At 68.7% G+C, this 11,653-nt stretch carries 13 protein-coding genes; 7 read left to right on the plus strand and 6 right to left on the minus strand.

What is annotated here, in order from left to right; all coding sequences use genetic code 11:
- Positions 1 to 2: 2 nt before the first annotated feature.
- The 5 genes from ACQGNW_RS12235 to asnS form a co-directional block, all read right to left on the minus strand.
- A complete protein-coding gene (locus tag ACQGNW_RS12235; protein ID WP_426663467.1) occupies positions 3 to 1,469 on the minus strand; it encodes an aldehyde dehydrogenase in 1,467 nt (488 codons plus the stop codon).
- A gap of 124 nt (positions 1,470 to 1,593) precedes the next feature.
- Positions 1,594 to 2,382: an SDR family oxidoreductase gene (locus ACQGNW_RS12240; protein WP_426663468.1), complete on the minus strand. Its 789-nt coding sequence runs from the start codon at positions 2,380 to 2,382 to the stop codon at positions 1,594 to 1,596.
- A 35-nt stretch (positions 2,383 to 2,417) separates the two neighbouring features.
- Positions 2,418 to 2,732 (minus strand): hypothetical protein, encoded by a 315-nt coding sequence (locus ACQGNW_RS12245; RefSeq protein ID WP_426663469.1) that lies wholly within the window; start codon positions 2,730 to 2,732, stop codon positions 2,418 to 2,420.
- 1 nt (position 2,733) lies between these two features.
- A complete protein-coding gene (locus ACQGNW_RS12250; protein WP_426663656.1) occupies positions 2,734 to 3,582 on the minus strand; it encodes a MalM family protein in 849 nt (282 codons plus the stop codon).
- 13 nt (positions 3,583 to 3,595) lie between these two features.
- Positions 3,596 to 5,008: an asparagine--tRNA ligase gene (gene asnS / locus ACQGNW_RS12255; RefSeq protein WP_426663470.1), complete on the minus strand. Its 1,413-nt coding sequence runs from the start codon at positions 5,006 to 5,008 to the stop codon at positions 3,596 to 3,598.
- A gap of 162 nt (positions 5,009 to 5,170) precedes the next feature.
- On the opposite strand from asnS, the gene ACQGNW_RS12260 reads away from it, so the two are divergent.
- The 7 genes from ACQGNW_RS12260 (at position 5,171) to radA (ending at position 11,112) form a co-directional block, all read left to right on the plus strand.
- Complete coding sequence (locus ACQGNW_RS12260; RefSeq protein ID WP_426663471.1) at positions 5,171 to 5,497, plus strand: HesB/IscA family protein; 327 nt, start codon at positions 5,171 to 5,173, stop codon at positions 5,495 to 5,497.
- A gap of 218 nt (positions 5,498 to 5,715) precedes the next feature.
- Positions 5,716 to 6,120, plus strand: coding sequence for a 30S ribosomal protein S6 (gene rpsF / locus ACQGNW_RS12265; protein WP_426663472.1), 405 nt, complete (start codon positions 5,716 to 5,718; stop codon positions 6,118 to 6,120).
- 14 nt (positions 6,121 to 6,134) lie between these two features.
- Entirely contained in the window at positions 6,135 to 6,365 is a 231-nt protein-coding gene (rpsR, locus tag ACQGNW_RS12270; protein WP_008213232.1) for a 30S ribosomal protein S18, read from the plus strand.
- A 106-nt stretch (positions 6,366 to 6,471) separates the two neighbouring features.
- Complete coding sequence (rplI, locus tag ACQGNW_RS12275; RefSeq protein ID WP_426663473.1) at positions 6,472 to 6,924, plus strand: 50S ribosomal protein L9; 453 nt, start codon at positions 6,472 to 6,474, stop codon at positions 6,922 to 6,924.
- A gap of 230 nt (positions 6,925 to 7,154) precedes the next feature.
- Positions 7,155 to 8,549 carry a replicative DNA helicase gene (locus tag ACQGNW_RS12280; protein ID WP_426663474.1) on the plus strand — a complete coding sequence of 465 codons (1,395 nt, stop codon included), beginning with the start codon at positions 7,155 to 7,157 and terminating at the stop codon, positions 8,547 to 8,549.
- A 13-nt stretch (positions 8,550 to 8,562) separates the two neighbouring features.
- A complete protein-coding gene (alr, locus tag ACQGNW_RS12285; protein WP_426663475.1) occupies positions 8,563 to 9,651 on the plus strand; it encodes an alanine racemase in 1,089 nt (362 codons plus the stop codon).
- Positions 9,652 to 9,735: 84 nt separating this feature from the next.
- Positions 9,736 to 11,112, plus strand: a complete 1,377-nt coding sequence (gene radA / locus ACQGNW_RS12290; RefSeq protein WP_426663476.1) for a DNA repair protein RadA — start codon at positions 9,736 to 9,738, stop codon at positions 11,110 to 11,112.
- A 167-nt stretch (positions 11,113 to 11,279) separates the two neighbouring features.
- On the opposite strand, the gene rpsT is transcribed toward radA, so the two are convergent.
- Positions 11,280 to 11,543, minus strand: a complete 264-nt coding sequence (gene rpsT / locus ACQGNW_RS12295; protein WP_077483432.1) for a 30S ribosomal protein S20 — start codon at positions 11,541 to 11,543, stop codon at positions 11,280 to 11,282.
- Positions 11,544 to 11,653 lie beyond the last annotated feature (110 nt).

Genomic DNA, 11,653 nt, shown 5'->3' on the forward strand with positions numbered 1-11,653 from the left:
CTTCAGTAACGGATGCAGACGTTCTTCGGCTCGGTGAAGAAGCGCAGCGCCTCGACGCCGCCTTCGCGACCCAGGCCGGAGTGCTTCATGCCGCCGAACGGCGTGCGCAGGTCGCGCAGCATCCAGCAGTTGATCCACACGATGCCGAATTCCAGTTGCGAGGCCAGCCGGTGTGCACGCGAAAGGTCGCGTGTCCACAGCGAGGCGGCGAGGCCGTAGCCGGTGCCGTTGGCGATCGCGAGCGCCTCCGCCTCGTCCTCGAACGGGATCAGCGTCACCACCGGGCCGAAGATCTCCTGCTGGTTGGTGACGGCTTCGTTCGGCAGCGCCTCGATCACCGTGGGCGCCACGAACCAGCCGTTGGCGCAGCGGCCGGGCAGCGTCATCGCCTCGCCGCCGCAGAGCACGCGGCCGCCGTCGGCGCGTGCCTGCGCGAGGCAGGCCAGCACCTTGTCGCGATGCGGTTTTGACACCAGCGCGCCGAGGTCGCTGGCGCCGTCGTTCGGGTCGCCCACGCGCAAGGCGCGCACGCGTGCGAGGTAGCGCTCGCGGAAGTGGTCGTAGATGGATCGCTGCACCAGCACGCGCGAGCCGCACAGGCAGATCTCCCCCTGGTTGGCGAAGCCCGAGCGCACCAGGGTGTCGAGGTTTGCGTCCGAGAGGTCGGCATCGGCGAAGACAATGGCCGGGTTCTTGCCGCCCAGCTCCAGCGAGACCTTCTTGAAGCGCGTGGCGGCCGCCGCGGCGATCTGCGCGCCGGTGGCGGTGCTGCCGGTGAAGGAGATCGCCTTCACCGCCGGGTGCTCCACGATGGCCTGGCCCACCACGGGGCCGCGGCCGTGCACGATGTTCAGCACGCCGGGCGGCAGGCCGGCCTCGATCGCCAGTTCGCCGAGCAGCGTGGCGGTGCACGGTGTCACTTCCGAAGGCTTGGCCACCACCGCGTTGCCGGTGGCCAGCGCGGGCGCGATCTTCCAGGTGAAAAGGTACAGCGGCAGGTTCCATGGGCTGATCGTGCCCACCACGCCCAGCGGCTGGCGCAGCGTGTAGTTGATCGCGCCCTGGTCCGGCTGGCCGAGTGCCATCGCATGCGATTCGCTGCCCCAGGCCGTGGCCGCGGCGGCGAAGAAACGCAGGTTGCTCACCGCGCGCGGGATGTCCACGGTGCGTGCGAGCTTCACCGGCTTGCCGCTGTCGCGCGATTCCAGCACGGCGAATTCGTCCAGCCGGGCCTCGATCGAATCGGCGAGGCGATGCAGCAGGCCGGCACGCTGCTCGGCCGGCGTGGCGGCCCAGCCCGGCGCGGCGCGTTGCGCAGCGTCGACCGCGGCGGCGACGTCGGTGGCATCGGCATCGGGGCACTGGGCGAAGATTTCGCCGGTGGCCGGCTCGAACACGTCGAGCCAGCGGTTGGCCTGGGGCGGCGCAAGGCGACCGTCGATCAGGTTGGCGAGGCGCGTGGAAGGCATCCGCTCAAGCTTACGCCGCGTGGTCCGCGATTGCACCGGACGCGGGCGTATGCCGGGACGGGGTCCGCCAACGCGCAGCAGTCGTCCGGTGGCCTGCCTGGCCGGATCCCGATGCCTGCCGCCGTCAGAGCGAACGCAGGCGTCCGCCGTCCACCGGCAGGCTGACGCCGGTGATGTAGCCGGCGGCAGGCGAGGCGAGGAACGCCACCGCGGCGGCGATCTCCGCGGGCTCCGCGAAGCGGCGCATCGGCACCTCGGCTTCCATCGCCTGCTGCACCTCGGTCGGCGGCTTGCCGCTCTTTTGCGCGCGTGCGGCGACGATCTGCTCGATGCGCGGCGTGCGGGTGGCGCCGGGCAGCACGTTGTTGACGGTGATGCCGAACGGGGCCAGTTCGCCGGCCAGGGTCTTGGCCCAGCTCGCCACCGCACCGCGCGTGACGTTGGAGACGCCGATGCCGGGAATCGGCTCGCGCACCGAGGTGGAGATCACGTTGACGATACGGCCCCAGCCGGCCGCGCGCATGGCCGGCACCACCGCCTGCACCAGCGTGTGGCTGGCCAGGAGGTGTTGCCGCCAGGCGGCAAGGAAATCCTCCGGCGTGGCATCGAGCACGCTGCCCGGCGGCGGACCGCCGCTGTTGTTGACGAGCACGTGCACCGGTACGGCGTCGACGAGCGCCGCGGTCCGCGCGTGCAGCGCGGCGGTGTCGCCCACGTCGATGGCGAGGAACCCATGCCGCTGCGCGGCGTGTGTGCGCGGCAGTTCGGCGACCAGGGCTTCCAGCGCTTCGGCGCGGCGTGCCAGCACGGTGACATCGGCGCCGAGCTGCGCCAGTTCGATCGCGCTGGCACGGCCGATGCCTTGCGAGGCGCCGCAGACGAGGGCATGGCGACCGTCCAGTTGCAGTTGCATGGGCACGCTCCCGTGGCGTTTTCGAAAGGCGCGGATCAGCCCCAGCGCAGGCGCATCGCCAGCGCGGCGAGCCAGCACAGCCAGCCCAGCCACTGGCTGTAACGCCAGATGCCGCGCCAGCGGTTGATGTCGCGATCGTCCAGCAGGGGCAGGGCGGGCGAGCGCAGCACGTACTGCATGCGTACCCAGGTGCGCAGCGCGCCGAGCTTGCCGCCGGCGGCTTCCACCACCACCTGCCAGTGCTGCGGATGGCGCTGGCGCATCAGCGCGGCCACGCGGAACGGCGCGACATAGGACAGCACGAACAGGACGACGCCGGCCGCCAGGAGACCCAGGTAGATGGCCAGCACGTCAGCTGCCCTTGGGTCCAACGGCACTGCCGTTCACGGTGTCGCTGGTGTTGTTGCTCCACGGCAGCGGCAGGGCGCTGCGCAAGGTGTTCAGCACGCCGTCGCCTTCCTGCGGCTTCTTGCAGATCGCGTTGTCCACGGCCTTGGCGTAGGTGGTGTTCATCATGCCCACCCAGATCGTGCCGTCCGGTCCGTGCGGCACGCTGAAGGTGCCGCTGGAGTTCATGTCCAGCGTGGCGTTGCTGGAGAACGCCGCGGGCGACTGCTCCCAGTAGGTCTTGCCCGTCTGCTGCGCGGCCGAACTGTAGATGAGCAGGTAGCGCGCCTGCTTGCTGTCGACGGTATAGCTGCCGAACGCGCCGGAGACGGCGTCGCTCCAGCCCATGTGCTCGCACAGCGGGATGTCGGCGCTGGAGCCGATCGGCTGGAAGCCGCTGTCCAGCACCACCACGGTGGGTGCGAACAGGTAGCTGGACTTCAGCCAGCGGCCGTTCAATTCGGACTTGAACGCCACGCGGTAGGGCAGCTTGGCGCCCACCGGCAGGCGGAAGGCGAGGTAGTAGCTCTGCGCGCCGTTGATGTTGGCCACGCTGCTGCCGGGGCCCAGGGTAAACGGCTGGGGCTGCCACGGCAGCAGGTTCTGGTAGGAGAAATCCGCGAAGCTGGTGCAGCAGGGGGTGGCCTCGAGCAGGCGCTGCTGTGCCAGCTTGAGCTGGTCGTCGCTGTTTTCCGGCGGGCGCAGGTTGGGCGGCACCAGACTTGCCGGCACCAGCTCCTTCACGGTGTGGCAGCCGGCCAGCAGCGCGCCGGCGGCAAGGGCGAGACACAGAGTGAGGATGCGGTGCTTCATGCGCATGGGATACTCAGAATTCGGCCGTCCCCGCCGCACGCGGATAGGGGATGGCATCGCGGATGTTGGACAGGCCGCAGACGTAGACCAGCAGGCGCTCGAAGCCGAGGCCGAAGCCGGCATGGGGCACCGTGCCATAGCGGCGCAGGTCGCGGTACCAGCCATAAGTCACGGGGTCGAGGCCGAACTGCGCCATGCGGCGGTCGAGGTAGTCCAGCCGCTCCTCGCGCTGGCTGCCGCCGATGATCTCGCCGATGCCCGGCGCCAGCACGTCCATCGCGGCCACGGTCTTCTCGTCGTCGTTGAGGCGCATGTAGAACGCCTTGATCGCTTCGGGGTAGTTCATTACGACCACGGGACGGCCGATATGTTTCTCGGCGAGATAGCGTTCGTGCTCGGTCTGCAGGTCGATGCCCCAGGCTACGGGATATTCGAACTTCTGCCCGGATTTCCTGAGGATCTCCACCGCCTCGGTGTAGTCGATGCGCTCGAACGGCTGGGCGACGAAGTTCTCCAGCCGGCTGATCGCGTCCGGCTGCACGCGCTCGGCGAAGAACGCCATGTCGTCGGGGCGCTCCTCCAGCACGGCCTTGAAGATCGCCTTGAGGAAGGACTCGGCGCAGTCGGCATCGGCGGCGAGATCGGCGAAGGCGATTTCCGGCTCCACCATCCAGAATTCGGCGAGGTGGCGCGGCGTGTTGGAGTTCTCGGCGCGGAAGGTGGGGCCGAAGGTGTAGACCTTGCTCATCGCCAGCGCGTAGGCCTCGACGTTGAGCTGGCCGGACACGGTGAGGAACGCCTCGCGGCCGAAGAAATCCTTGCGGAAGTCGATCCTGCCCCTGTCGTCGCGCGGCAGGTTGGCGAGGTCCAGCGTGGACAGCCGGAACATGTCGCCGGCCCCCTCGGCGTCGGAGGTGGTGATGATCGGCGTGTTGATCCAGAAGAAGCCCTGCCCGGTGAGATGGCGGTGGATCGCCGTCATCATGGTGTGGCGCACGCGGGTCACCGCGCCGAACAGGTTGGTGCGGGGGCGCAGGTGCGCCACTTCGCGCAGGAACTCCATCGAATGCTGCTTGGGCTGGATCGGGTAGGTTTCCGGATCGTCCACGAAGCCGGTGACCTCGACGCGGTCGGCCTGGATCTCGAATGCTTGGCCCTTGCCCTGCGAAGGGACGAGCGTGCCGGAGACGATCACGCCGGCGCCTGCAGTGAGGTGCTTCACCTCGCTGTCGTAGTTGGCCAGCGTGGCCGGCACCACCGCCTGGATCGGGTCGAAGCAGGAGCCGTCGGTGACGTTGACGAAGGACAGCCCGGCCTTGGAGTCGCGCCGGGTGCGTACCCAGCCGCGCACGGTCACCGGGCTGCCGGCCGCGATCCGGCCGGAAAGCGCCTGTTTCACACTGCATGCCGTGGTGGCCGCCGTCATCGTCGAAAACTCCCGTGGGGTGCGCCGCCGCGGGCGCTGAATGGCTGGAACGCGCGTCCGGTGGCGCGCGTGGACAAACCGGCATGATAATGTAGCCCCTGCGCGCGCCGCGACCGTTTCGGTGCGCGCGATCCCAGGTTCCGCACGAAGTCCCCGTCCGCCATGACCATCACGATCACCCCAGCCGCCAGCGAACGCATGCGCCAGTTCCTCGCGCAGACGCCGGGCGCCGCCGGCGTGCGCTTCGGCGTGAAGCGCACCGGCTGCTCGGGCTTCGGCTACGTGGTGGATCTGGCCACCGCCGCGGGCGAGGGCGACCGCGTGCTCGAGGTGGACGGCGTGCCGCTGGTGGTGGACGACAAGAGCCTGCCCCTGGTGGACGGCACCGTGATCGATTTCCGGCGCCAGGGGCTCAACGCCAGCTTCGTGTTCCACAACCCCAACGCCACCGGCGAATGCGGTTGCGGCGAGAGCTTCACCGTCGGCTGATCGGTGCGCTCGCGCGCCCGTCCAGGGGTGCGAAGATCAAACGGGCGGCCATCCATGGCCGCACTCTTCAAATTCAGTAGCTTGCGCGGCATCCCGCGCCCCGCGTACAATTCCGCTTCTGTCCGTCCCGCAAGGGGCGTGACGGACACTTGCCTCACCGCATCCGGCGGGAGGCTGCGAGGCCAATACCGGCCGCATCCACAAGGAGTCGAACCACGATGTCCCTGCGACATTACGAAGTCGTGTTTCTGGTCCACCCTGACCAGAGCGAACAGGTCCCGGCGATGATCGAGCGCTACAAGGCGCTGATCGAGGCCGACGGCGGCAAGATCCACCGCCTCGAGGACTGGGGCCGTCGCCAGCTGGCCTACCCGATCGTCAACCTGGCCAAGGCGCACTACGTGCTGCTGAACATCGAAGTCGGCCAGAACGCGCTGAACGAGCTGGAGTCGGGCTTCCGCTTCAACGACGCCGTGCTTCGCCACCTCGTCATCAAGCGTGACGCCGCCGACACCGAGCCGTCCTTCATCCTCAAGAGCAAGGAAAAGGACGACGCCCGTTCGTCGCGCCGCCGCGACGACGAGGGTGACAGCCGCGACAACGACAGCGACAGCGAAGACTGAGAGGAACCACGACCATGTCCAAGTTTTTCCGCCGCCGCAAGTTCTGCCGCTTCACCGCGGAAAAGGTGAAGGAGATCGACTACAAGGATCTCAACACCCTGCGCCAGTACATCACCGAGAACGGCAAGATCGTGCCGAGCCGCATCACCGGCACCAAGGCGCGCTACCAGCGACAGCTGGCGACCGCGATCAAGCGCGCGCGCTTCCTCTCGCTGCTGCCGTACACCGACAACCACGACGTCTGATGCTCTGGCGCCCTTCCCCTCGCGGGGCGGGGCGCCGACAGCAGGACCTTCGGACAACCGTCCACGGCTGCGCCGGCCATCCCGGCGCTAACGAAAAGGAATACCCATGGAACTCATTCTTCTGCAGAAAGTGCGCAACCTCGGCGACCTTGGGGACAAGGTCAGCGTGAAGCCGGGCTACGGCCGCAACTACCTGATCCCGCAGGGCAAGGCCGTGCGCGTGAATGCCGCCAACCTCGCCGCGTTCGAACAGCGCCGCGCCGAGTACGAGGCCAAGGCCAAGAACATGCTGAGCGAGGCCGAAGCCCGCAAGGCGAAGCTGGCCGACGTTTCGGTGACGATCGAGGCGCACGCCAGCCCCGAGGGCAAGCTGTACGGCTCGGTGGGTCCGCGTGACATCGCCGAGGCGCTGCAGGCGATCGGCCACGACATCCACAAGGGCGAGGTCATCCTGGGCGAGGGCCCGCTGCGCAACACTGGCGAGTTCGAGGTGGCCATCCACCTGCACGCCGACGTCCAGACCAGCGTCAAGGTGATCGTGGTCGGCGAGAAGAAGTAATCCCGCCACCCGCACCGGAACGAACGGGCGCCCTCGGGCGCCCGTTTGTTTTGAACGACCGGAAATGCGGCACGGGAGGGCGGGGCACCTTATCCCCAGCTTTCCCCAGCTTTTCCACAGCTTTCCATCTCGACCCGTGAGACGAGGCCGCGCATCATGTGGGTCTTGTCCGCCACCGCGCGTCGGCGCCTGCCGCGACACGGGCGCTTCGTCTTTCCCGAGGTATCACGATGTCCTTCGTGCCCGAACGCAAGCCTTCGTCGCCGGCCATCGAGGCGCTGCGCGTGCCGCCGCACTCGATCGATGCCGAACAGGCGGTGCTGGGCGGCCTGATGCTGGCGCCCGACGCGCTGGACAAGGTGGCCGATCGCCTGGGCGAGGAGGACTTCTACCGCCGCGACCACCGCCTGATCTGGCGTGCGATCACCGAGCTGGCGAACAAGGGCATGCCCTGCGACGCGGTGACCCTGGGCGACTGGTTCGAGGCCAACGGCCTGGCCGAGATGGTCGGCGGCGCGAGCTATCTGATCGAGCTGGCCAACGGTACGCCCAGCGCGGCGAACATCACCGCCTATGCGGAGATCGTGCGCGAGAAGTCCGTGCTGCGCCAGCTGATCGACGCGGGTACCGCGATCACCGAGGACGGCTACCGTCCCGAGGGCAAGAGCGTGCACGAGGTGCTGGAAAGCGCCGAGCAGCGCGTCTTCCACATCGCCGAATCCGGCGCGCGCGGCAAGAAGGATTCCGTCTCGATGCGCGAGGCGGTGAAGGATGCCTTCCGCCTGCTGACCGAGCGCTACGAGAACCGCGGCCAGCTCACCGGCATCACCAGCGGTTTCACCGACCTCGACAACCTCACTTCCGGCCTGCAGCCCTCCGACCTCATCATCGTGGCCGCGCGCCCGTCGATGGGCAAGACCGCGTTCGCGCTGAACATCGCCGAGAGCGCCGCGCTGCGCGCGAAGAAGGCGGTGGCGGTGTTCTCGATGGAAATGTCCGCCTCGCAGCTGGCGTTCCGCCTGATCTCCTCGGTGGGCCGCATCCACCAGCAGCACTTGCGCAACGGCGACCTCGCCGAGGAGGACTGGCCGCGCGTCTCCAACGCCATCGCGATCCTGTCCGAGGCGAAGATCTTCATCGACGACACGCCGGGCCTGTCGCCGGTGGAGATGCGTTCGCGCGCGCGCCGCCTGCATCGCGAGCACGGCGGCCTGGGCCTGATCGTGATCGACTACCTGCAGCTGATGCAGGTGCCCGGGAACAAGGAGAACCGCGCCACCGAGATTTCAGAAATCTCGCGTTCACTGAAGGGACTCGCCAAGGAACTGAACGTGCCGGTGATCGCCCTCTCGCAGCTGAACCGCTCGCTGGAACAGCGCGCCGACAAGCGGCCGATGATGTCGGACCTGCGCGAATCGGGCGCCATCGAGCAGGACGCCGACGTGATCATGTTCATCTACCGCGACGAGTACTACAACAAGGAATCGGCGGACAAGGGCCTGGCCGAGATCATCATCGGCAAGCAGCGCAACGGCCCCACCGACACCGTCAAGCTCACCTTCCTCGGCCACTACACCAAGTTCGAGAACTACGCGGCCGATTCGTTCGTTGGGAGCTTCGAGTAGCCGTGCATCCCGCATGAGCCGCACCACCGTCGCCACCATCCATCTCGGCGCCCTGCGCCACAACCTCGCCCGCATCAAGGCCATGGCCGCGCCGGCGAAGGTAATGGCGGTGGTCAAGGCCGATGCCTACGGCCACGGGCTGGAGCGCGTGGCGCGTGCGCTGGACGCCGACGCCGAATGCTTCGCGGTGGCCGCGCTGGGCGACGGCCTGCGCCTGCGCGCAGCGGGGCATCGCCAGCGCATCGTAGTGCTGTCGGGCCCCGATCAGGCCGGCGACATCGCCGAGATGCAGCGGCTGGGGCTGGGCGCGGCGATCCACCACGAGGCGCAGCTGGCATGGTTGTCCGAGGCCAGCGCCGCGCGCGGCCGCCTGCGCGTGTGGCTGAAGATCGACAGCGGCATGCACCGGCTGGGCTTTGCGCCCGAACGTGCGGCCGAAGTGCACGCGCGGCTCGCCGCGTTGCCCGGCGTCGATCCCGAGGTCGGCCTGCTTACGCATTTCGCGGAATCGGAGGTGTTCGACGGTGACGTCACGCGCGCACAGATCGAGCGCTTCAACGACGTGACCCGCGGCCTCGATGGTCCGCGCTCGCTGTCCAATTCGGCCGCAGTGCTGGGCTGGCCCGAGGCGCGCGCCGACTGGGTGCGCACCGGCGGGCTGCTGTACGGCCTGTCGGTGGTGGAAGGGAAAGGCGGCGCCGATTTCGGTTTCCGGCCCGCGATGACGCTGACCACCCGACTGATCGCGATCAGCCGGATCGCCAGGGGCGAGCGCATCGGCTACAACGGCACCTGGACCTGCCCCGAGGACATGCCGGTGGGCGTGGCCGCCATCGGCTACGGCGACGGCTACCCGCGCAGCGCGGCCAGCGGCACGCCGGTGCGGGTAGGCGAGGAGCGCGTGCCGCTGATCGGCCGCGTCTCGATGGATCTCGTCACGCTCGACCTGCGCGCGGCGCCGCAGGCGAAGGTGGGCGACCACGTCACCCTGTGGGGCGAGGGCTTGCCGGTGGAAACCGTGGCGGACCACGCCGGCACGATCAGCTACGACCTTACCTGCGGCATGACGCGGCGCGTGCTGTTCGTCGAGGACGAAAGCTGATCGTCATTTTTGCGCTCATCCATGAGCGCGAAGATCAAGAAACGGCCATCCTTGGCCGCACTATTCTCAAGGAGCGGAACCCCGATGGCCAAGGCTAAAACCGCCTACGTCTGCACCGACTGCGGTGCCGAGCATGCCAAGTGGCAGGGCTCGTGCGCCGAGTGCGGGGCGTGGAACACGCTGTCCGAGATCGTGCTGCAGCCGGCGGCGAAGTCGGCGGGTGCCGCGCGGGGCGGCTACGCGGGCAAGGCGGCGGGCGCGCCGAAGGTGACGCCGCTGACCGAGGTCGCGATGACTGCCGAAGTGCGCACGCTCACCGGCATCGGCGAGCTGGACCGCGTGCTGGGCGGCGGCCTGGTCGACGGCTCGGTGGTGCTGGTGGGCGGCGATCCCGGTATCGGCAAGTCCACCCTGCTGCTGCAGATGCTGGGCACGCTGGGGGCGCAGCTGCCCAGCGTCTACGTCACCGGCGAGGAGTCGCTGGCCCAGGTGGCCGCGCGCGCGCAGCGCCTGGGCCTGCCGCTGGCGCCGCTGCAGGCGCTGGCCGAAACCTGCATCGAGCGCATCCTCGACCAGGCCGCGTCGGCGCGCCCGCGCGTGCTGGTGATCGACTCGATCCAGACGATCTGGACCGAGCTGCTCACCGCCGCGCCGGGTTCGGTGTCGCAGGTGCGCGAGTCGGCGGCGCGGCTCACCCGCTTCGCCAAGGAAACCGGCACCAGCGTGTTCCTGGTCGGCCACGTCACCAAGGAAGGCGGCATCGCTGGCCCGCGCGTGCTGGAGCACATGGTGGACGCCGTGCTGTATTTCGAGGGCGAGTCGGGTTCGCGTTTCCGCGTGCTGCGCGCATTCAAGAACCGCTTCGGCGCGGTGAACGAGCTGGGCGTGTTCGCGATGGGCGACAAGGGCCTGCGCGAGGTGCCCAATCCTTCGGCCATCTTCCTCTCCGCCCATGCCGGCCCCACGCCGGGCAGCGCGGTGATGGTGACGCGCGAGGGCACGCGGCCGCTGCTGGTGGAGGTGCAGGCGCTGGTGGACCAGTCGAGCCTGGGCAATCCGCGCCGCGTGGCGCTGGGCCTGGAGCAGAACCGCCTCGCCATGCTGCTGGCGGTGCTGCACCGGCACGGCGGTGTGGCCGCCTACGACCAGGACGTCTTCATCAACGTGGTGGGCGGCATCCGGGTGCAGGAGACCGCCGCGGATCTGCCGGCGCTGCTGGCGGTGCTGTCCAGCCTGCGCGACCGGCCGCTGCCTGAAAAGACCGTGGCCTTCGGCGAGGTGGGCCTGTCCGGCGAGATCCGCCCGGTGCCGAACGGCGAGGAGCGCCTGAAGGAAGCTGCGCACCACGGCTTCCGCCGCGCCATCGTGCCCAGGGCGAACGCGCCGAAGTCCGGCCGCGTGGGCGATCTGGAAGTGGTGGGGGTGGAGCGGCTGGGGCAGGCGATCGATGCCTGTCGTTGATCTGGCGCCCCTCTCTCTTGCGTGAGAGGGAGACAAACCCGCGCAAAAATCGCCCGAAACGATTCTTGACATCGCCCAAGCGATGGCCCGGAGGGTGGCCGCCAGGGAGGGCGGTCGCAAAAAAGCCGGCCAAGGCCGGCTTCTTCGTGACGCTCGATGGAGCCGGCTTACGCCAGTTCGCGGATCTTCGCGTTCAGGCGGCTCTTGTGGCGGGCGGCCTTGTTCTTGTGTATCAGGCCACGCGAGGCGTAGCGGTCCATCACCGGCTGGGCGGCGGCGAAGGCTTCGACGGCGGCAGCCTTGTCCTTGGCCTCGATGGCCTTGACGACCTTCTTCAGCGCGGTGCGCACCATGGAACGGGCGCTGATGTTGCGCAGGCGGCGCTGCTCGGACTGGCGCGCGCGCTTCTTCGCGGACTTGATGTTGGCCAAGGTAGAACTCCCGAATCGCGGGTTGCAGGTTGGAGAAAGAGGCGAATTATGCGGTCGATTCGCCCACGCGTCAAGCATTTAGGCGGCTACGGACAACGTCCTGCCCGCAT

Origin of the sequence: Rhodanobacter aciditrophus (genome assembly GCF_050026795.1) — a bacterium.
Lineage (GTDB): Bacteria > Pseudomonadota > Gammaproteobacteria > Xanthomonadales > Rhodanobacteraceae > Rhodanobacter_A.